A 21,100-nucleotide genomic window follows, 5' to 3' on the forward strand; every position below is an offset into this window, starting at 1 on the left:
CTCAAAAGGTAAGACCGAGCCGCGCGTAAACGCGCGTGCCCCTGGCACCCGATGCCCGGTCCGGGCCCCAGGGCCTGGATGCATCCAGGTGCAGTTCGAACTGGTGGAATCCGGGCAACCGGAAAATGAATCCCGCGCCTATGCCGCGCATCGTCGGCACCTTCGTCGTGGCATCGATGCGGTTGGCACCGGCCGCGAATCCGCGGGCGACATCGATAAACGCCTCCAGCTCCAGCACCTCTCGCCACGGACGGCCAAACGGCGAGGCCATGCTGGCGAAACCGGGCGCGTCCACGTGGTACTCAAGCGAGGCGTAGTAACCGCGATCGCTCAGGTACTGGGCCACCGGATAAGCGCGCACGCTGTCCGGTCCACCCAGCGAAAACTGTTCCAGCGGCGTCAGCGCAGCGCGGGTGTACTGGCCGTTGAACTTGAAGTAGAGCCGCTGGGTCGGCGTGAGGAACTGCAGACGGGTATAAGTCAGCTTCTCCACCAGAAAGCTTCTGGCATGCCGTGGGCTCACCAGATCCGGCTCGGCGGAATCGTCGCTGATCGACTGGCGCAGACTGACTTGCAGCAAATCGATGCCATGAAAGCGTACGTCGGTGCGGTTGAGTGCGAAGCCCAGCTCGGCGACGTCGAACCGCTCGTTCGACAGACGCATCCCCATGCTGCTCAACCTGGACTCCTCGCGGATGGCGTGCAGCGTGCCCTGCATCTGCAGGTTCTCGCGGTTGACGAACTTCCAGTCCGCTCCCGCGTAATAGAGCGAGCTGGGACCTTCGACCTTGAGCGCGGCCAACTCGCCGTTGTTGACCTGCAACGAACTCTGGCTACCGCCGATCACCCCGCTCAAACCCGGCACGACCACCGTCGGAACGCTGTAGCTCACGGAGCCGAGATGGCTCTGCCGTGGATCGAGTGCATAGGCATACGTGCCGGACAACACGTCGCCGAGACCCAGCGGGCTGTACCAGCTCGCACCGACCTGGGCGCGATAACGGCCGGTAAGCGACGTGCCGTAGTTGTTGCCGCCAACGCTGATCGCATAGGGACGCGGCGTCTCGCGCGCGACCATCACCAGATCCGTCTCGCCATCGTTCTCGCCGGGTTGCAACACCGAAGAAACGGCGATGCCCGGCAAGTCGCGTGCATACAGCAGAGCCGTATCGACATCGCTCTTGCGCAACGTCCGGCCACGCAGATGCTCGGCCGGCGCCGCGACAACCTCCGGCCGATAGCGTTTGGTTCCCTTCACGGTGACCTTACCGATCTGACCTTCGAGCACGCGGATTTCGATGATCTGGTCGGCCCCCACGTTCTGCGCCGGAAGGTATGCCGTGGCGACGATGAAACCAGCCTGGCGGTAGGTGGTGGTAATCGCGTCCGCCGCGCCCTGCAGTTGCGCGAAGCTCAACTCCGCCGCGGCACCTTCACCGGCCAGCTTGTGGAATTGCGCATCGGCAAGCGTCTGCATGGCGGCTGGCGTGATGCCGGCATCGGCATGCTCGCCCACGCCCTGCACACGGAATCCGCGCGTCCAGAGCTTTCTCGGGCCACCGCCTGCATCGCGATTCTTGACTGGCGGCAGCACGTGGCCGGCCGTCGCCGGATGCACGGATACGGGCATATCGGTCGCTGCCCCTTCCTGCCCCCACGCCCGCCCTATCCCCAACGCCAGGAGCATGGCGGAGGCCAGACACTTTATTCGCATGATCCCCATTCCCCCGGTACCAGACGCGCGCGTCCCCGCAAACGATGCGCCATGCACCGCTTCGGTCCCCGCTTCGATGGCACCCTGTTCCGTCGATAAACCCTTGCCATCCACAGTAATCCCATTTCATTCGCCATGCAGAAGCCCCCTCGCCAACCATGTCAGCACTGCAAGCAGGAGCAGGGTCAATACCAAAGCCATCAGCCATCGGCGGTCGAACCACGAACGGGATCCGAACAGCATGGGCAGCGCATCGCGCTGACTGCCCCGTCCAGGTGATTCCGCCGGCGCCACGTGCGATGGCGTGATCGCATTGCGCGCGGTAATGCCATGGCTGTCGTGTACCGAAGCCAGCACTTTGCGCCGACGCGCCCGATACTCGTCGCGGCCGATCCGGCCCAGCCGGTGCGCTTCGTCCAGAGCGTGCAGGTTCTGGTTGGCGTGGCGTTCCCATTCGGTCATTTCAGGTCCCGCATCAATCTGAAGCCCACGTCCTTCTGTGCCGCACCTTTGTCCTCGCGGCGCGCCTCGACCGTGCATTCCGACCAGTAGCTGGTGAAGCTGCCGCCGCGCACCATTAACGTGCCCCCGAGAGTTACCCACTCCCACACGTTCCCCGCCATGTTTACCAATCCCCACGGATTGGCCTCGCGTCCGCGCGCCGACACGGGCGCGCCGGTACCGTCGCCCGCACTGGCCTTGGGTGGAATGCAATTGCTGTCTTCGGCCTGGCGCCAACCGCTGCCTGCCTGCGCCGCATGTATCCACTCGGCGTCGGTAGGAAGACGATAGGGCCAGCCACCACTGGCCTTGGTAAGCCACGAGGCATAGGCCCTCGCCTGAGCGACGCCGATGTTGTCCATTGGCAGACGACCCAACTCCTGATCGTCGACAGTCACGGCACTGCACTGGCCGGTCGCTGCGCAGAAGCGGTTGAACTCGGCCACGGTGATCTCCGCGCGGCTCAACGCGTAGGGATGACCACCGTCGATGCCCGGTATCACCACCAGTGCGGGACCGCGATGGCCATCGACCTGGTCGAAACAGAATTTGCCGCGACCGACCATATCCGGATCGCCGCACGGGTCCGGACCATCCGGCAGACGAGGACCGGCCTCCGCGACCGGCGCCGTACCCGCGGCGACCGTGGCCGTCACGGGTGCGACCTTGCGACGGGCAGCCCTGGCCACGCCCGTCGCTTCTGTCGCTACCGCCGTCGACGTGGCGGCGGCGGGTGCCGCGTCGGTCGACATGAGCCGGTCCAGTCGCGCACTCAACGTGCCTTCGGGCAACTTGCCGCGCGTCTTGAGATCTTTTTCCAGCTGCGTCATGCCAGCGGCGTCGCTGCGATACAGACCGTCGAGCTGCATTTTGATCCGAGCGTAATCCGCATCGGCCAACCGCTGCTCGCCCGCCCCCATGATTGCGGCGACGACGTCGTAACGTGCCTTGGCAGCGCGTAGATCGAGACGGTTCCCCAGCGTCTCCGTACCCTGCCCCAGCATGTCCGCGGCGCGCTGGTACTGGCCCTGCTGGAAGACATCTTTCGCCTGGCCGAGATACGCCCCGGCCAACAACTGCGGACCGTCGCCGCTAAGAAATGCATTACCCGGTTGCAAGGCGCGGATCCGGCTCAGTGCGTCCCGCGCCTTGGTCACGTCATTGACGGTAGCCGCACGATGCACCGATTCGATGCGTGCCGTGACCTCGGCATCGGCGCTGTCCTTGTCCAACCGGGCCATCAGTGCCTGCTGGAGCGCGTCGAGTCGGCTTTGCTGTCCAAGTAGCGCTTCGGATTTTGGAGCAAAACGCAGACCAAAATCCACCAACGCCAGATCCTGCTGCAGATGAAGCGGGTCGGTTTGCTGGGACGCCGCGTTGGCGATAGCCACACCCAGCGCATCGGCAAGCCGATGGGTTTCCGGTGCGGTATCGCTACTCAACGTTTCCATCGTCGACGCCACCGCCGCCTGCCACGCGGGATCCAGCGAAGGTTTGGCGACCAGTCCGGCCAACGTATCGCGCGCTTCGGCCAGATCGTGCGTGGATGCGGCGGGTTGTGCCGCCAGCTGCTTGCTGGCATAGGCACGATCGGCGACGTCGACCTGCACCGCGCGCAACTGCAAGCGCAGCGACGAGGGGAACCACTGGCTGGCGACAGCGAGCCGGCCACGTGCTTCGTCCCGCCGGCCGGCGGCAAGCGATTGACCGATGGCTTCGTCGTAAGCCAGCTCCAGTTCCGGATTCTTCAGCAGGGTGCTGTCCGGTTCGATGGCGTGAATCTTCGCCAGCGTGGCGGCAGCGTTGTCGGCGTCGTTCCCGAAGATGGCACCCGCGGCGATCTGTCGACCCAGGTCGGTGTCGAAGGTATTGAGCAATGCATTCCTCTGCCGCTCCATTGCCTCGCGCCGGCCATCCAGCGTCGGTGCGTACAAACGCATGCGATCGCGCATCGCGAATACGTGCAGCGCTCCGGCATAGTCGTAACGGCCGGCCGGCGGATTCCACCGTGCATCGATCCGGCTCAGCAGGAAGTTCTGGATGGCATCGCCGCGATCGTCGAGCAGACGACGACGATCGTCGTCGTCAAGGCTGGACAGCGCCTGCAATGCCTGGTCTTCGTCGCGGTAGTGCTGTGGATCGTTCGGTGCGAAACGCGCGGATACCTCAGTGACATGGCGACCGTGCAGATATCGCACCGCCCCCCAGCTCCCTCCCGCGAGCACGGCGAGCGCGGCTACGCCGTAGCCGAGCACAGGGAGCAGCCTCTCCTTGAGACCGATATCGCGAAGCCCTTCAAGCAGCGCGTCGACGTTGTTCAGCCGGTGCTCGCTGGTAAAGGCGACGGCCTGACACAGCGTGCCGTACTGGCGTCGCGTGAGTCCCGCCACCGCAGGCGGCTTGCGATCTTCACGCATCGCTACCTCGGCGCTGAGCTTGTCGAAGGGATGCTTGCCGGTCAGCAGTTCGAACACCACGCAACCCAGCGCGTAAATGTCGTCGCCCGGTGAGGGCAACTGACCGCGAATCATCTCCAGGCTGGCATAGGCCGGGGTCAGTGCGCCGAGGGTGGCGGCATCGAACACCGTCTGCTCACCGGACGCATCGCCCATGTGTTTGCCCGCACGGGCGATGCCGAAATCGAACACTTTGGGTATTCCCTCGCGAGTCACCATCACATTGCCCGGTTTGAAATCGGAGTGGACGACACCGGCCGCATGGGCACGCCCCAGAGCGCGCGCCATGCCGTCGATCAGCGGTCGCGCGCGGCTCAACGGCATGCCGTTATAGGCCTGCTCGCGGATCAGCGTCTTCAAATCGCAGCCGTCGATGTATTCCATCGTCATGAAGACGTTGGTGCCGTCCTTGTCGAAATCGAATACACGCACGATGTTGTCGTGCGCCAGTTTCTGCGAACGCCGCGACTCGCGCTGCAGGGCGACCAGCGAATCCGGGTGACGCCTGAATTCGTCGTTGAGCACCTTGACCGCCAGCCAGGGATCGCGGTCGCGCGCTTCGACCTTGCGGTCGTCGCGGGCCAGAAACACCACGCCCATACCGCCGCGGCCCAGCTCGCGCTCGAGATAGAACCGGCCTTTGAGCAGACTGCCCACCGTCGCGTAATCGCCACCCGCCGCGTCGGCGATACGCTGCCAGCTTTCCAGACTGGAAGTGCTGTGCGAATGAGTGCCGGTAAGCCCGACATGCGTGCCCGATGGCGCGGATGGCACAGCGGCGGCGGGCTGCACACGCGTGATATCGTCCGCGTCCAAAGGCACCGCGCGCGATCTCGGCATGACCACCGTGGCGTCGTCGTCGACGAGCGACGGCGGGGATGTGCGCGCGGTGGGCTTCACTACCGTCGCATCTTCCTCCGGTGCCGGTGCGGCACGCAGCGCATCGAGCCGGGTCACCAGCGTGATGGCGTCATCGGTGCCGATACCGTCCTCTTCGCGCAGGCGGCGCAGGGTTTCGACGCCGGCGAGGTATTCGTTTTCGTGCAGCGCGCCGCGGGATTCCAGCGCACCGAGTACAGCGGCAAGATCGAGCTTCCCGCTGCGCAGGGCAGTCACCAGTTCGACGACGGAAGCGGAGTCGTACATGGCCGGTTACTCCTGTAAACGGACGATAACGGCGGAAACGTTGTCGCGGGCCGCACGGCCCAGCGCCAATTCGAACAACCTGCCCAACAGCGATTGCGGATCCCGTGCACGACCGCATTCGGCATCCAGCTCGTCGTCCGGAATTTCCTTGTTGATACCGTCGGAACAGAGAAGGAACTGCATGCCAGGACGGCAGCCTGCAACCACCCAGTCGACGAACAGTTGTTCCTCCGCACCGATCGCACGAGTCAGCACGCCGTTGCCCGGCGCCGGAGCGGATGTCGCACTGGCGGGACCGAACTGGGTCTCGTCGTCCTTCACGCCATGCACGTGATCGTGAGTAATTTGCCGCAGCCGGCCATCGTCGTAGCAATAGGCGCGGCTATCGCCCACCCAGCCGCAGAGCATGAAGTCGCGATCGTGCACCAGCACCACGATGGTCGAGCCGATCAGATCCACGCTGCGCGCTTCCGCGGTGCTGCGCAGATCGGTGTTGATCGTCTCCAGGGCGTCTTCGATCGACTCCACGAAGTCGAGCACACTACCCGGCCGCGGCAGTGCGGTAAGGCGCTCGACGATCAAACCGCTGGCATAGTCGCCCGCCGCGTGGCCACCCAGTCCATCCGCCACTACCCACAAGCCAACGTCGTCGCGAACCAGAATCGCGTCCTCGTTATGACGCCGGACCTTACCGGTCTCGGTACGTCCAACCGTGCGATAGCTCACCGTCATGACCCTGCTCCGACTGGTTCGTGGACCGCCGGCACAGGCCATCGCGCGTCGATGTGCGCGGCCTCGAGGAAGCCTGCATACAACGCGGGATCGGGCAATCCAGCGGTAAGCAGCAACGATCCGGACGCGCGATCGGCCTCGGCGCTCCACCATAGACACCAGCCGTCGCTTGAAGCGATGCTCTGCGTCCACATCGCGGTCAGCAACGCCGTCGCGTCGACGCTCTCCGGCAACGGCAAGCGGTACTGGACCGCATGCTTTCGATCGAGCCGGAAAGACGGTGCGCGCGCTGGCAACGCACGCGTTTCGACGGGCATCGTAAGGGCCGCGACCTGTGCATCGAAGGTCTCGACATTCGAACGAACCGCCTGCGCCGCACGAAAAACGTTTTCCATCGCCGCGAACCAGCGCCCGTCGTCACACAGCACGCCGGGTTGCGCAGGCGTATCGGTCGCGACGCGCCCCGCGATCACCATCGGGAAATGGCGACCGACCCGGTCCGTCGCCGGCCCCAGCACGCCCGCCCAGGCCGCTCCGGTGCAGACGCCCGGAGCGAGCAAGAAGCGCCATAGCGGGCTAGCGCGATAAGCCGACTGCCATCGCTCGCCCAGGACGTCGCGACTTTCCGCCACGGCGTGCGAGAAGTGGCGGTCCCACACATCGACGAAGGCCGAAGGCAGCCGGCGCTGCACGAAGTCGCCCGCACCGGGCAATTTGCCGAAGAAACCGGGAGCCGCGATGCTTTGCATCGTCTAGCCTCCGCACCGGAAGCGCTGCACGTCGCCACTGAGGAAGGGATTCTTCAGGTTGCCGGCCTGCAACGGCAGTTGCACGACGTGGCCGCCAAAGTCGAACTCCGCATTGAAACGCAGATCGGACTGGCGCTTGAGGCGCGCCGCCTGCAGTGCACGGAAGAACGACCATTCGCCAAGGTAATCGAGTGTACCGAGCGGCTTACCCGCCGCATCGTAAGCCGTCAGCGTGACATGCCCCGGCGTAGGACCGGGCCACTTCATCGTCATGCTCGCCGCGCCACCCTGGCGATAGTCGTACTTCTGTCCGTCGATCTCGACCAGCAACCGATCCACGCCCTCACCCAGCGTGGGCGCAAGCAAGGTGAAGCCGACCTCCGGCTGGCTGCCGCCACGGAAGTACATCTGCCGGATGCGATCGGCGGCCTGCACCTGCGCAAGGATCGCGGGCGGACCGGCCACGGCGCCCGGCCCACTCTTCCAGCGCCAGGTTTTTCCGCTGACATCGATCAGCTTTTCCAGCGACTGTCGGTACAGCGAATCGAAGCGGCCACCGTTACCGAACAGGTCGCCGAAATTCTGCAGCGGAATCTCGCTCTGGCTGTTCGCATCGAAGGGATAACGTCCCCGCGTGAAATCGGCGCAGTCGGTACCGATCGCCTGCTTGACCTGATCGCCCAGCGCACTCTGCGTGCCGCTTGCCACCAGCGCCTCGCTCTTGCCGGTCAGCGCATCGATCCACCCGGCTACCGGCGGGGGCAATTGTGTTGCTTCCTGCCGCGCCAACAGCAATTGCGGATTCGGCTGGCTCGCGCTGAAGTCGGTCATGGTGAGCAAGGTCTTGCTGAGCTGGTCCAGCACACCGAGCACGTGATCGATGGGCGCGGCGCCCGCGGCACCTTCGCCGAGTTTGTTCAGTGTGGCGAAATGTTCGCTGATGGCCTGACCGGGCGCCGGTCCACTGCCTGCTCCCGCGTGGTCACCGCCCAGCACGGCGGCCAGCGCGTGGTTGGTCGCAGCTTTCTTTTGCGCCACGCTGGCGGCCTTGGCCAGGACACTGGCTGTCGCGTCCGGCGCACTGGCGCGCATCAGATCGGTCGTGTTGTCGCGCACAAGGCCGAGCAGCAATTTGAGCGGCGAACTCGGCCCACCCAACTTGGCCGCTATCGCGCTGGCATCCTGGATGCTGGCCGCAGGCTGTAACTGCAGATCGGCGAGCAACGCATCCCAGGTCTTGATGTAATCCTGCTCATACAGCACCTGAACCTGCTGCGCGAGACGGGCCTTCTGGATCGTATCGGTGCGCGCGGCACCGAACACCCAGTCGTTCTGCACGAACTGGTCCACTGCCTCGCCGATACCTTTGCCCGCCTCGGAGGCAAACACCGACTGGGTGTACAACGCAGGCAACGGCTCGGACAAAGGTGTGCCGCTCCTGCGACGGAACACATTGCCAAGCAGGCCCAATGCCTTGTCCAGTTGCAGCGGCGGCTGGGCGGTGCTTTCCACCCCGAGTTTGAAGCTGCCGTAGACCAGGCTCGACAGGTCCGCCGAACGCAGCGTATTACGTGCCTGCTCCACCAGCGCCGCGTCTACCGGCAGCGTGTGCAGCCGGCCGGGCTCCGCGAGCAGCGCATGGAAATGCCCGGCCAACGATTTCTGCAATACGGGATCGTCCGGGAAGACACCGCGCCATTCGATATCGGACAGTGTCCCGAGCTCGTCGGCATCCACATGCGCCGGCTGGCCCAGCATCAGGTAGCCCTTGAGGTAGTAGTACAAAGCCTGCGGATCGGCGGCATGACGCGTCAGGCCGTGGCGGAACTGCGCGGCAATGCCAGGCAGCAAGGTAGCGTTGAGTTCGCGTAGATAGGCGTCGTGCAATTCTTCGCCGACCGCATGCCCCTGATAGAGGCCAAGACGCATCAGCAATGGCACGTGGCCGCGGTACAGATTCGCGGCATCGACCGCACCGCCGATAGCCTCCAGCCGCGTAAGCGACAGTGCGAAGTACTGCCGGGGCGTGGTGGCTGTCGAAGGATCGGGCGAAGCCGGGCGTGCCTGCAATGTCGTCTGCACCTGCGCCAGATAGTCGCTGTTGCGCGCATAGCTGCCGGCCATACCGGCCACCAGTAAAACGGTGGCCAGCAGCACGCCCGCATAGCACGCGACCTGCAACCACGCCTTGCGTCGCTCCAGCCTGGGATTGGTGCCTGCGAACCCCGACTCCTTGAACAGCACTTCCTTCAGAAGACGCTCGACGAAAAAGGTACGACTCTGCATGCCGGGTGCATGCACGCTCGCATCGTCCAGCCCGAAGGTGCGGGCCACCGCGCCCATCATGCGATCGATCGGCGTGCCCTCCTGCGTGCCGGAGGTGAGATACACCCCCCGCAACAACAACGGCGCGCCGTAGGCATGACCGGCGAACACGCCTTCCACGAACTGTCGCGCCGTTTCGCCCAATGCGGCGAACTGTTGCGGGAACGAGAGCACCGCCGCGCGGCGCAGCCGGTCGCGTTCCACATGCAGGCGATCGAGCAACCGCGAATTGAGCCGTTCCAGCAGCAGGTTGAATTCGTCGGCGAACATCCTTGCCGCGCTGCCGTCCATGGTCTTCGCGACCGGGAACGACATACCCCACACCTGGCTGCGCAGTTCGGGATTGAGGTCGTCGAAGAACTCCGTAAAACCGGCCACGAGATCGCACTTGGTGAACACCATGTACACCGGGACACCGATGCGCAGGTGCTCGACCATCTCGTCGAGCCGGCGGCGGATGGCCTGCACGTGCTGATCGCGCTCGGCCTCGTCGAGCACGATCAGATCGGACATGCTCATGCTGACGATCACGCCATTGACCGGCCGACGCCGACGGTACCTGCGCAACAGTTTCAGGAACTCCGTCCACGCGGCGCCATCCGCCTGACGATCGGAATCCTGCGTGATGTAGCGGCCGGCCGTGTCGAGAAACACCGCCTCGTCGGTAAACCACCAATCGCAATTGCGCGTGCCGCCGATGCCGCGCAGCGCCTGCTTGCCAAAACGATCGGCAAGCGGGAAATTCAGGCCGGAGTTCTTGAGCAGCGTGCTCTTGCCCGAGCCGGGCGGACCGATCACCACGTACCACGGCAAGGTATAGAGATTGCTTCCCCCGCGACGCGTCTTGCGCAGGGTCTGCACGGCTTCCTGGAAGCGCGCATAAAGCTGCGCGCGTTCGCCGCCGTTCTGGTCGTCGCCGACGTCCTGCGTCGCGGCCAGCTCGCCGGACATCCGGCTGGCCTTGTTACGGTGACGCAACTGCTGAATCTGCAGCCATGCCGCCCACACGATCACCAGCAGAAGAATCGTCAGCAAGCGGGCGACCGGACTGGCCAACGGTTGCATCGAGCCCAGCCCGAGATAGGGACCGAGCCACCAGATCAGCAGCGCCAACAGCAGCAAGCCGATCAGCGTCACGAACCAGCCGGATTTCATTAGCGCGACGAGCTTGCTCACGACGGTCAGGCCCCTGGTTGAAACAAAATCTCGACACGCCGATTGCGCGTGCGGTTCGCCGGCAGTTCCGCCGGCAACGCGATGGGCTGCGACGCGCCGGCGCCGCTGGACTCGATGCGTCCCGGCTGGGCCAGGCCCTGCCCCAGGATCTGCGCCACCGCCCGCGCCCGCACTGCCGATAGCTCGTAGTTGTCCTTGAAACGCAGCGAGCGCACCGGCTGATCGTCGGTGTGTCCGACCACCACCACGCGTCCGACGAGCTGATCGATCGCGGCGGCCACTTTGCGCAGCAACCCCTGCTGGTCGGGCGCGACGTCCACGCCACCCGACGGGAACATGGCGGCCGCATTGAGTCGTACTTTCGCTTGCCCGTCGGGCTGCTCGTCCACGCTAAGAAGGCCAGCCTGTTCTTCCGGCGCCAGCAACAGCTTCAGGCTCTTTCGCGCCGCTGCGGGACGTGGCGCATCCTCCGGGGGCACGGAGCTCAGCAGGCCGATCTGCGCAACCTGCGCACTGATCGGCGAGGACTGTGCATTCAGCCGCGCATGGAACCAGAGGAAGGCGCCGAACAGCACGCATGCCGCTGCTGCCGCGATCACCCACAGCGGGACATAGCGCAGCACCGGATTGCGGCGATCCTCGATACCACGCCAATGCGGCGCAAGCGCCTCGGCGGCCGGCCCGCGCTGCGCACGAATGCGCCGATAAAGATCGTCCTGGATCTCGGCCAACCGGGCCCGTCCACCCGCTTCGATCTGATAACGCCCGCAAAACCCAAGCGTCAGACCGATGTACATCAGTTCGATCAGATCGACATGGCGCGGCACGTCATCGCACAGACGATCCAGAATAAGGAAGAATTTCGCGCCGCCGTAGGACTCGCTATGGAACGTCACCAGCAGCGTCTTCTGCGCCCAGCCGCTCTGCTCGCTCCATGGCGAATTGAGCACGGCCTCATCGAGCATCGTGCACAGCACATAGCGCGCCGCGGTGACCGCATGCGCCGCGATTCCCGCCTCGCCCGCGCGACTCTCGAACTTGCGAATCTGCACCAGCACCTGCTCGCGCAGATGCGCCGTATCCGGCGGGGACGCGTTGTGCCGCAACTGCACCGAAAGCAGCAGCAACGGGCTGGCAGCCTGAACCAGCGGATTCAGGCTGCGGCCGAGAAATTCGCTGATATCCGCCCCGGCGATGCCAGGCGCCGCGGACCGTGTCGAAGCGTACGGCGGCGCGGCAGGTGGCGGTGGCCCGGCGACGGGCGGCGCGCTCTGGCGTGGACGTACGACGGTTGCGTCGGGGAAGGGATCGTCCGTACCCGGACCGGGCGTACTCATGCGCTCACCCTCTGATTGCCCATAGCTGCAAATCCAGTCCGGCGAATTCGCTGCCGAAATGGAAGGCGATGCCACCGGATGTCTTCAGCTCCCGCCACAGCGACGCCTGCTTGTCGAACTCGAAATAGAGGTAGCCCGAGTGATAAGGAATCTGCCGTGGCGCCACCGGCATCGGCGTTACCGAGATACCCGGCAGCTGCAGGTTCACCAGATCGCGAATCTTCTCGACCGGGCCGATCTTGGCCTGTGCCGGCAACTGGCGGCGCAGTTCTTCCGCCGGCAGATCGCCCTTGGCCGCCAGCACGAAAGCAGCGGTGTCCAACAGGCTCATATCCGGCACCACCGCCACCCACACACCGAACTTCCGCTTCTGCACCGGGATCGGCGTGGCCGTCTGTTCCAGCACGGCACTCAGGCTGCCGCGCAATGCCGCGATCACCGGCTCGAAGCTGCTTTGCAACTGCTCGTGGCGATACGGCGGAAATGCCGGCGGACGCTTCCCCGGCGCAGTGAACGTACTCAGTTCGCCGGCCATCGCCACCAGCGCGCTATACAGTTCTTCCGGATGCAGCAGCGGTGCCGAGGCCCAGTGCGCAACCACCGGCTCATAACGGTTCACCGATTGCAGCAGCAGGAAGTCGGCAATCTCCGCCGCGCCGCCACGATCGGTCAGCGCCACACGACTGGCCAGCGCCTCGCCACGTTGATGCAATAGCCCGAGCAGTTCGACCAGAAAGGTCGTCAGGCGCGACACCGCCTGGCAACCCAGCGCGCTCGGCATGAACGCTTCGTCCAGCACCACGCGACGATCCGCGCGACATTCGACGATCCGCGCCAATGGAATCTGCGTCAGCCCTTCCAGCGGCTGCGACTGCGGAATCAGGCGGCAACTCATGCCACCCACTTCCAGCAGCGCCGTGCCTTCCACGCTGCCCGACACATCGTTCACTTCCGTCTCGCGCACACGGAAGCGGAATAGCCGATCCACCGGTGCCTCGGGACGACCGCTGTCGGGCTGCGAAGGCGAACGCAGCGGCAACGTGAGAAATATAGTCTGGTCCCGCCAGTTGGCGTCCACTTCGATAGCGGGAGGCAACGGATCGTCGCCCGGCATCGCGAACGGCGTGCCGTCGGAAAACACGCCGCGCGCACGACGGATACCCAGCTTGCCGATCGCCAGCAAGTCCGTCTCCAGCTCCAGTTCGGAAAACCCCCAACCGTGAGGACGAACACTGCCAGCGCGCAGATCCACGTAGCGCTCCAGATAGCGCTCCTGCTGCTGCATGTGCTGCGGTCGAAGGAACAGACCCTCGCTCCACACGATTTTATTGTTCTGCGTCATTCGCCCTGCTCGTCCATCTTGATGGCCCGCCCGAGTGATACCGCTCCCTCCGTCGCAGCCGTCTTCCGCACCGCCCAGCGCACGGCGATCGCAGGCCGCTATGCATGCAGCCTTCGGCAATAGGTCGACTAACAAGGATTGTGCTGCCGGTCGCCAGAGCGCACCCGTCATTTCGTCTCAGCACACGGCGGCGTGTCGTGCTGCCGCTTCCCGCAGCGTCGGGTACGCGGGGTCGACTAGCGCTTGGCAGTACGCCGCGCTGTTTTCAACCGCGCCAGTTGCGCCTCGTAGGCACGCGCGAACTCATCGCCGAACAGTCGGCGGAAGCACTCGTCCGGGTCTTTCGCCAGACCTTCGAAGTTCTCGCGATATCGCTCCCAATAGCGCCCCTTGCCCGCGAAGGCCGAGCGTTTGCCGGAGCCATCCACTTCCTGCTCGAAACGATCGGGACTGAAATGGAACAGCAGCGACTCGAAAGCAGCGCGCATGCCCGCCAGCATCGCCATCTGGTGGCAACGAATGTCGTCGAAGGCGTCGTCGAACGCCGCCGTGCCAGACAGAAAGGCCGCGCTGGTCGGCGCCATGATTTTCTGGATCGCCTCTTCGGGCGTAGCGGCGAACTTCAGCGGATTGTTCTCGGAGCGCTGGATGATCGTCACCGGCAGACGAAAGATATTCTTGATTTCCGCGCGCGCGCGCAGGACTTCCATCACCCCTTCGACAACGATGTCGAAGATCCGCGCCAACTCCGGCGGCAGGGGTGCATCCGATGGTGGCGCGGGGGTTGCGACGGCGGGTGGTTCGACCACCGCGGCGGGTGCCCCGGCAGGCGGGGCGAAGTCGCCCATCGTCAGATCCCAGTTTTCCGGCAGCGCGTGGGCCTCGCGCAACTCGATCGTCTTCGGCGGCTGGAAGTGGTCCGCGGCACCTGACGTATGGCTCCACCCCATGTCGCCGATGGATGCATCGCTCATGGGTTTTTCTGGGGCCGCATCGAACATGCGTAGCGGATCCAGTTCGCTCGCAGGATGACCCACGCCGATGCCGGCCAGGAAACCGTCGTCCAGCAATCCGCCGCCTGGCGGTGCCTGCGATGGCGAAGGCATCGCAGGCCAGCCCCGATCGATATCGAAAGGATCGCCGCCACCTGCGCTGGTTGGCAACACAGCCGGCAAGTCCTGTGTGGCGGCGGGTACGACGGAAACAGCCCCTGCCAACTGCAAGCGCACTTCGATCTCGAACGTGTCGAGCTGCAGCCTGTCGCCGTCGCCGAGCGCTGCCGGATCGCCCTTCGCCAGCGGCGCTCCGTTGAGCAGCATGCCGTTGGTACTGCGATCCTCGATGAAGTACATGCCGTTGAGATAACGCACGACCGCATGAGTACGCGACACGCCCGGCGCGCCGAGCACCCAGTCGCTCTCGTCGGCACGACCGATGCTGCCGCCACGACTTTCGAAGGTCATGCTGGCACCGCTGCCGAACTGCGCTGCTTGCCGGCCGGCCACGGTAAGAATCAGGTTCTGCGACGTCGACATGCTGCGTTCTTCCTCATGAGTGTTGCCGATGCGGCTTCATGCGCCTTCCTGTCCGGCATCGGCGAGCAGTCCAAGCGCATGCTCGACGAAGGCGATTCGACGCGCGTCGAATCGCTCCGTATCCCGCGCCGCCAGCAGATTGAGCGCGGCGACCGCGGCGCGCGCCGTGAGATGTTCGGCTGGCGGCACCGGTGTTTCCTGATTCGCCGGTGCCAGGCTACCGCCCGACCAACCGGCCGCCGCCGCCAGCCACGCACCGATCGTGCGATAGCCGCCGGAATGGGCAAATTCAAACGCGGCACGGCGATTGGCCTCGCTGGGTTCGCGCACCCACTTTTCGGCCAGCGACGCACCCGCGCGATCTTCCGGCTCCAGCGTTTCGCCGCGCGCGCACTGGCACAGCCACGCCACCACGTACCGGCGCGGCAACAGACGCGCCATCAGTTTCAGCGCATCCCCCGACTCGCCCGCCTGCAGCAGCGTCCGCACGGCGACTTGCGGCGCCATCTCCGGAGCCAACCGTCCGCGGGCCTCGTCGGAGACGGCCATCTGTTCGCATGCCTGCCATACCGCGCTCATGCGTCTTCCCTCACCCGATCATGATCAGGCCACCGGCCAGCTGCGCGATGCCTTCGCCATTCAGGGACAGCATCGGCGCCTTGACGTCGGCCTTCGCTCCCCCTTCCACCTGCAGCATCGCGTCCGAATGCACTTTGAGGCTCGCGCCTGCGCCGACGTCCATGGTGACGCCCGCCTTGATGTTCACCTGTACCTGCCCTTCCATCTTCAGCGCCGACTGCGCGACGATGGTGACGTTAATGCCCCTGATCTCGATCTCGCCCGAGCTCTTCATCACGAGGCTGGACGCACCGGTCACCAGCTCGATTTCGGTGCCGGCATCCAGCTTGAACTTCTGCCCGATGGTGGTAGTGCCATTGACCGTCACGTCGAGCGTATTGTTGTTGCCGACCTTGTGCTTGCGGTCGTGCTGCACGTCCATGCTCTGGTCGTTCTTGATCGTGATGGTTTCGTCGTGATCGATCGCCACCACATGGTCGTGCTCCACTTCTTCGCGCATATCTTTCTGCGCGTGCAGCAGCATTTCCTCGCTGCCTTTCTTGTCCTCGAAGCGGATCTCGTTGGCATCCTCCGCGCCACCGCCGGCGTGGCTGCGGGATTTGATACCGCTCTGCGTCTTGTTGTCCGGCAACGCATAGGGCGGCATGTGATCGGCGTTGTAGACGCTGCCGATCACCAGCGGCCGGTCCGGGTCGCCTTCGAGGAAGCTCACCACCACTTCTTGGCCTACGCGCGGGATGGTTTGCATCCCCCAGTTCTTGCCGGCCCATGACGAGGCTACGCGCACCGGGCAGGAGTTCTTCGCGTTCGGCTTGTCCGGCCTGTTCCAGTGAAAGGTGACCTGGATGCGGCCGTGCTGATCGACGGCAATGTCCTCGTCGCTCTCGCCGGTCACGATCGCCGTCTGCAAACCGGCGATCGTGGGCCTGACCGCCTGCGGCAGGCTACGGAACGGCAGCTTGCTCTCGATCGTTTCGAAATCGCAGGAGAACGGTTCGCCGCCGCTGTCGCCCGATGCGTAACCGGATTCCTCCAGATGCGTCCGCGCAGCGATCACCAGATATTCCTGACTCCATTCGCGACGCGGCGCGTCGGTCAGGCCAAACAAGGCACCGACTTCCAGGCCACAGGCGCCGGTACGACCGGTGTAGCGGGCGCGCTGCGCGTTATGCGCTTCCGCGCGCACCTGCGCATAGTGCTGGCCGACGTCCACCGCGACATGGCTGCCGGGGAAGTCGAATACCTCCAGTCCCGACACGGGGTGACAGTCGGCTGCATGGCCGATCTCTTCGCCAGCCAGCAGCGAGGCACGCGGACGCAGCGGATCGTAGTCGGTCAACTGATAGCGGGTGGGATGCACGCCACGTTCGAGGCGCCACTCGCTTACCGCCGCGATGGTGCGGTTGCCTTGTTGCGCGGGAGGCACGTAAGGCAGCGTATCGAACGGCCGGTGCCGGGCGTGTGCGCCCAGTGCGTCGGCCAGCACCATGGTGTGCGCATGGGCACCGTGACTGAAGAAGTAATAGATGCCTTCCTGCTCCAGCAGCCGGCTGATGAAGTTGAAAGTGTCCTCGCGGTACTGCACGCAGTATTCCCGCTTGGGATAGCTGCCACTGAGGCTCAGTTTCACATCGCTGTAGCCGACCTCGCTCAGCGCCGTGCGCACGATCTCCGGCACGCTCATGTCGGTGTAGATGCGGCAGTCGTATCGATGGGTCAGCAGCCACGGCTTGGGCACCAGCGTCGCCTGATAGACCGCGTAACTCAGCTTGTCGACGGTGGTGAAACCGGTCTGCGCGATGTCCGCCACGATGCCGTTGAACCAGCGCTTGTACCCATCCGGCGTCTCAAGACGCACCGTCATCGAGGTACCCAGCAGCTTGCGCAGGTCGATGTGCGCGTCCTTGCCGAGCAGTTTCAGGCGAAACGAAAACAGTCGCCCTAACGCCTCGCTGGCGTCCATGGCGGCGAACAGCAGCTGGTCGCCGAGATCCGATTGCAGCGTGATCGTGCGCGCCATCAGTGAGTCCAGAAAAGATCTGCCGCCAGGCCACGGCGACGCTGGCCGATACTCACATAAACCCACGTGCGGCAGCCGACAATTCGTCTCAACCGGTACGTGCCAGCACCACCCAGCCATGCACGGGCTGACCGCCCTCTTTGCGCAGCGTGTCGGATGCCAGATGCACCTCGGCGAAGCCAGCCCCCGCCAATGCCAGGCGCACGTGCCATGCGGAATGGCGGTAGCGGCCGCTGACGCCGAGCTCCACGCGGTCGTCCTCTCCGTCCAGCGCTTCCACGGTAAAGGCAAGCCAGCCGCCTCGGCGCAGTGCGCGATGCGCCGCGATGGCGACCGTCCCCAGAGCACCGAAATACACCAGCGTGTCGGCAGAGACCACCAGGTCGAAAGCGTCGGGACGATCTTCGAGATAAGCCGTCAACTCGCCCACGACCAGCGCGTCGTAACCGCCTCGCCGGCGCGCCTTCTCCACCATGCCACCGGACAGGTCCACTCCGACCAGGCGGCGCGCATAAGGCCGTAGCAGCGGTGCGCACAACCCGGTACCGCAGCCGGCATCGAGCACATCCAGCATCCGCGATGGAGCGCTCAGCCTCGGTGCCAGGGCGTCGGCCAGCAGTTGCGGCGCACGATAGTCGAGGTTTTTCAGCAACTGCTCGTCGAAGCTTTCGGCGAAGCCGTCGAACACGTCGCGCACGTATGCGTCGTCCGCGCGTGGCGGCGCCTCCGCACCGCCGCAGGCTGCCAGCATGTGCCGTGGAACGGGATTTTCCGGCTCGCGCGTCATCCAGTCGCGGTACACCGCAATGGCTTCGTCATGACGCCCCAGCATGTACAAGGCCACCCCCAGCGATTCCAGTGCGCGCACGTTGCGCTCATCCAGTCGCAGGGCCGAACGAAAACATTCGATGGCCTGTTCGATGTGTTCTTCGTGCTGCGCGTGATTGCGCAGGAACAAGCCGAGCAAATAGTGGCCATGCGCAAACTGCGGCACCTGTTCAAGCAGCCGGGCATAGGCTTCGAACGCCTCATCCAGCCGCTCTTGCGCCTCCAGCACCACCGCGAGATTGCTCTGCGCGTTGTAATGCTCCGGACCATACGCCAGCGCAAGCCGGTAACAGGCTTCGGCATCGGCCAGGCGACCGCATTCCTTGTGGATATTGCCGAGATTGTTATGCGCGTCCGGATGTGTCGGCGTGATCGTCAATGCCTGGCGAATCAGCTCCACGGCATCGTCGCCGCGGCCGCGCTGATGACACAGCATGCCGAGGTAGTGCAGCGCATCCGGCTGCGCCGGGTGCAGATCCAGCACCTCGCGATACAGCCGCTCCGCCGTATCCAGCTCATCCGACTGATGTGCCTGCATGGCCTGCTGCAATATCGCGACATAGCGCGGCGCACTCTCGCGTGCCCGCGATTTCACACGAACGACATCGGCAGTCCTATTCATTTCGCTCGCCCCGCCATTCAACCGATCAACACCTTGAAACAACCCAACACGATCACCCCGCCATGCGCCGTGCTGTCGCCAACGCGCGCCGCCGGCAGTCCGGCAATCAACACCTTCGGCGATCCCATCACAATCGAATCCGGCGGCCCCACGCATACCGCCATATCGCTGATGCGCGCTGCCGGAAGGCCGCCAATCAGTACCTTCGGCGCGCCGGGCGCGGAGATGGGGCCGCCGACATGCGGAACGATGCCCGTCACCATCGGGCAGACATGAAGATCGGTGAGCCGGGCGGCGGGTTGCATGACGTTTCGGCGAACTCTGGTTGATACGGTCACGTGGTTGACCGGATGCTCTCATCGCGAAAGGGCCGGCACCCGGCAGATTGTCTCAACGGTTCAGCGCCCACTCCCGTCAAGAGCGCCCAACCCAAGGCATGTCGCTCAAACGATACGGACCACTTTGACGGGTGGACCGTTGGTGTTAAGTCCCAGATCCTGTCCGTATAGTTCCCAACTATCGCGACGGCGCACCCCGATCACCATGGCGTACCCACCCATGCCACCACCGCCTGCAACGCCGTAGTCCCCCACGCCAAAAGTACGGACCCCGTCGAGCGACCGCGTATCAAAGCTGCCATTCGCGTCGATGGCGGCCTTCAGCGCGACTCCCGACTGGTTATGGCGCGGCTGGATATGCGCTACGAAGACCGTACTTCCTTCCCGGTAGGCAGCGAAACAGCATCCGCTGAGCTTGCCCGTGGTCATGAACTCGACGTTCGTGGGGAGATACGCCGATTCGATGGAGGCGTAGTTAACTGCCTCGGATGCCTTGATCATTCGTACATTGAATACATCGACCGGCTCCTGTGCCAGTCCATTGGCCAAAGAGACGCTGGTGATCCTGAGTCGGTTGCGCCACGGCGCAGGCGCGATAACGCCGGCATGCTGTTCGCTTGCCTCCGAGTAGGCGAGCAGGGTCTGCACGCTGGAAACGGATTGACCGGCCTCGTTCAAGGTGTAGTTAGTCAGAAATTCCACGGGATCCGCATAGAGGTACGCCAGATACAGTTGCGCCAGAAGTCTGGAAAATGCACCGTTGGCATCGCGCGCATTGGCTGGCGGCTGCAGGTTGGGCAACAGTCCCACAGACCCCTTCTGTAGCTTGGCATCGGCCCAGGCGTTGAACGCCACCAAAGCGTCCTTGATCTCGTTGATCGAGGGGTTGTTCGGCGATAGCCGTGCCACGCAACGATCCAGGCTTTTCAGCAAGCTACTGCGCGGCTTGCCGCCGATTCCCGTATCGGTGATCCACTGCTGGTGGTTATACATCGCAACCATTCACTCGTACTCCTGCGCCCACCCCATGCTCTATTACTGTGTAGCGCCCAGGGCGAGCAGCCCCAATGCCCCATCGAACACGTCGATGCGTTCCTGCTCCCCCGCCCTCATCTTCTTTGGTCGGTGGGTTTTCATGATCTCGAATACGGCCTTGTTCTCTTTCGGCTCGCATCGGACTTGCGAAAAGGTTTCGATGTAGTAGGACGAATCGGCGCGATCCATCAGCTTCCCGTTTTGCGAATATTCCTTTACCCACGTGGAGTAGGGGCCGTTGTGCCCACCCGCATTGATATTGAAGACGATGTCGGGGCGCTCTGTTTGCCCGTCGGATATGAGCTGCGATGCCTCATCCCAGGTAAACCCCTCGTGGCGCATCAGGTAGACGATCAACACGAACGACGTACGGCTATTGCCGTTTGCGCAATGCATGGTGACCACGCCCCCGTTTTTTACTTCCCTATGGACCAGGTCCGCCGCCGACATGAAGCGGGGCACCGTCACCGTTGCCACGTCCTCGGCCTGGCCATGAAACGTCTGCGATATGTCTATCCGATACCAGCCTTCGGTGTGGTCCTTGGCGTACGCCCTTTTACCGAACACGATGAATTTATTGCCACTGCTCAACGTGCCGCCGCCGTTTTCCACCGAAATAGTCCACCCCTTAAGCTCTGGCATGAGCGTCACCTCAGTACTGTTAC

15 protein-coding genes are annotated in these 21,100 nt (G+C 64.3%); all 15 read right to left on the reverse strand.

Annotation, left to right across the window (positions count from 1 at the left end; all coding sequences use genetic code 11):
* Position 1 precedes the first annotated feature (1 nt).
* On the reverse strand, positions 2–1,708 hold the full coding sequence (locus tag EC912_RS05085) for a ShlB/FhaC/HecB family hemolysin secretion/activation protein (protein WP_428993088.1): 1,707 nt from the start codon (positions 1,706–1,708) through the stop codon (positions 2–4).
* Between the two features lie 132 nt (positions 1,709–1,840).
* Positions 1,841–2,176, reverse strand: a complete 336-nt coding sequence (locus tag EC912_RS05090; RefSeq protein ID WP_132142067.1) for a hypothetical protein — start codon at positions 2,174–2,176, stop codon at positions 1,841–1,843.
* The gene (locus EC912_RS05095; RefSeq protein ID WP_132142068.1) at positions 2,173–5,817 is read right to left on the reverse strand and encodes a protein kinase domain-containing protein; all 3,645 of its coding nucleotides are present in this window, start codon (positions 5,815–5,817) and stop codon (positions 2,173–2,175) included. The genes EC912_RS05090 and EC912_RS05095 overlap by 4 nt, the downstream gene beginning before the upstream one ends.
* A 6-nt stretch (positions 5,818–5,823) precedes the next feature.
* Complete coding sequence (locus EC912_RS05100) at positions 5,824–6,549, reverse strand: PP2C family protein-serine/threonine phosphatase (protein ID WP_132142069.1); 726 nt, start codon at positions 6,547–6,549, stop codon at positions 5,824–5,826.
* A complete protein-coding gene (gene tagF / locus EC912_RS05105) occupies positions 6,546–7,298 on the reverse strand; it encodes a type VI secretion system-associated protein TagF (protein ID WP_132142070.1) in 753 nt (250 codons plus the stop codon). The genes EC912_RS05100 and tagF overlap by 4 nt, the downstream gene beginning before the upstream one ends.
* 3 nt (positions 7,299–7,301) lie before the next feature.
* Positions 7,302–10,778, reverse strand: a complete 3,477-nt coding sequence (tssM, locus tag EC912_RS05110) for a type VI secretion system membrane subunit TssM (protein WP_132142799.1) — start codon at positions 10,776–10,778, stop codon at positions 7,302–7,304.
* 26 nt (positions 10,779–10,804) lie between these two features.
* Positions 10,805–12,136: a type IVB secretion system protein IcmH/DotU gene (gene icmH, locus EC912_RS05115; RefSeq protein ID WP_132142071.1), complete on the reverse strand. Its 1,332-nt coding sequence runs from the start codon at positions 12,134–12,136 to the stop codon at positions 10,805–10,807.
* Positions 12,137–12,140: 4 nt separating this feature from the next.
* Entirely contained in the window at positions 12,141–13,478 is a 1,338-nt protein-coding gene (gene tssK / locus EC912_RS05120) for a type VI secretion system baseplate subunit TssK (RefSeq protein WP_132142072.1), read from the reverse strand.
* Between the two features lie 236 nt (positions 13,479–13,714).
* Entirely contained in the window at positions 13,715–15,013 is a 1,299-nt protein-coding gene (gene tagH, locus EC912_RS05125; RefSeq protein ID WP_132142073.1) for a type VI secretion system-associated FHA domain protein TagH, read from the reverse strand.
* A gap of 36 nt (positions 15,014–15,049) precedes the next feature.
* Positions 15,050–15,592 (reverse strand): DUF6931 family protein, encoded by a 543-nt coding sequence (locus EC912_RS05130; RefSeq protein WP_132142074.1) that lies wholly within the window; start codon positions 15,590–15,592, stop codon positions 15,050–15,052.
* A gap of 10 nt (positions 15,593–15,602) precedes the next feature.
* Complete coding sequence (locus EC912_RS05135; protein WP_132142075.1) at positions 15,603–17,612, reverse strand: type VI secretion system Vgr family protein; 2,010 nt, start codon at positions 17,610–17,612, stop codon at positions 15,603–15,605.
* 88 nt (positions 17,613–17,700) lie between these two features.
* The gene (locus tag EC912_RS05140) at positions 17,701–18,978 is read right to left on the reverse strand and encodes a tetratricopeptide repeat protein (protein ID WP_132142801.1); all 1,278 of its coding nucleotides are present in this window, start codon (positions 18,976–18,978) and stop codon (positions 17,701–17,703) included.
* A 101-nt stretch (positions 18,979–19,079) separates the two neighbouring features.
* The gene (locus EC912_RS05145; protein ID WP_132142076.1) at positions 19,080–19,367 is read right to left on the reverse strand and encodes a PAAR domain-containing protein; all 288 of its coding nucleotides are present in this window, start codon (positions 19,365–19,367) and stop codon (positions 19,080–19,082) included.
* 138 nt (positions 19,368–19,505) lie between these two features.
* Positions 19,506–20,402, reverse strand: coding sequence for a hypothetical protein (locus tag EC912_RS05150; protein ID WP_132142077.1), 897 nt, complete (start codon positions 20,400–20,402; stop codon positions 19,506–19,508).
* 33 nt (positions 20,403–20,435) lie between these two features.
* Positions 20,436–21,077 carry a dual specificity protein phosphatase family protein gene (locus EC912_RS05155; protein WP_132142078.1) on the reverse strand — a complete coding sequence of 214 codons (642 nt, stop codon included), beginning with the start codon at positions 21,075–21,077 and terminating at the stop codon, positions 20,436–20,438.
* Between the last annotated feature and the right edge of the window lie 23 nt (positions 21,078–21,100).

The organism is Luteibacter rhizovicinus (genome assembly GCF_004342265.1).
Classification (GTDB): Bacteria; Pseudomonadota; Gammaproteobacteria; order Xanthomonadales; family Rhodanobacteraceae; genus Luteibacter; species Luteibacter rhizovicinus_B.

What these genes read in the sequence shown, in the direction of transcription:
- EC912_RS05135 (WP_132142075.1), bottom strand. Translation starts at nt 17,612, where the DNA reads ATGGCGCGCACGATCACGCTGCAATCGGATCTCGGCGACCAGCTGCTG.
- EC912_RS05155 (WP_132142078.1), bottom strand. Translation starts at nt 21,077, where the DNA reads ATGCCAGAGCTTAAGGGGTGGACTATTTCGGTGGAAAACGGCGGCGGC.
- EC912_RS05140 (WP_132142801.1), bottom strand. Translation starts at nt 18,978, where the DNA reads ATGCAGGCACATCAGTCGGATGAGCTGGATACGGCGGAGCGGCTGTAT.
- tssK (WP_132142072.1), bottom strand. Translation starts at nt 13,478, where the DNA reads ATGACGCAGAACAATAAAATCGTGTGGAGCGAGGGTCTGTTCCTTCGA.
- tssM (WP_132142799.1), bottom strand. Translation starts at nt 10,778, where the DNA reads ATGAAATCCGGCTGGTTCGTGACGCTGATCGGCTTGCTGCTGTTGGCG.
- tagF (WP_132142070.1), bottom strand. Translation starts at nt 7,298, where the DNA reads ATGCAAAGCATCGCGGCTCCCGGTTTCTTCGGCAAATTGCCCGGTGCG.
- EC912_RS05130 (WP_132142074.1), bottom strand. Translation starts at nt 15,592, where the DNA reads ATGAGCGCGGTATGGCAGGCATGCGAACAGATGGCCGTCTCCGACGAG.
- EC912_RS05090 (WP_132142067.1), bottom strand. Translation starts at nt 2,176, where the DNA reads ATGACCGAATGGGAACGCCACGCCAACCAGAACCTGCACGCTCTGGAC.
- EC912_RS05145 (WP_132142076.1), bottom strand. Translation starts at nt 19,367, where the DNA reads ATGCAACCCGCCGCCCGGCTCACCGATCTTCATGTCTGCCCGATGGTG.
- EC912_RS05150 (WP_132142077.1), bottom strand. Translation starts at nt 20,402, where the DNA reads ATGGTTGCGATGTATAACCACCAGCAGTGGATCACCGATACGGGAATC.
- tagH (WP_132142073.1), bottom strand. Translation starts at nt 15,013, where the DNA reads ATGTCGACGTCGCAGAACCTGATTCTTACCGTGGCCGGCCGGCAAGCA.
- EC912_RS05095 (WP_132142068.1), bottom strand. Translation starts at nt 5,817, where the DNA reads ATGTACGACTCCGCTTCCGTCGTCGAACTGGTGACTGCCCTGCGCAGC.
- icmH (WP_132142071.1), bottom strand. Translation starts at nt 12,136, where the DNA reads ATGAGTACGCCCGGTCCGGGTACGGACGATCCCTTCCCCGACGCAACC.
- EC912_RS05100 (WP_132142069.1), bottom strand. Translation starts at nt 6,549, where the DNA reads ATGACGGTGAGCTATCGCACGGTTGGACGTACCGAGACCGGTAAGGTC.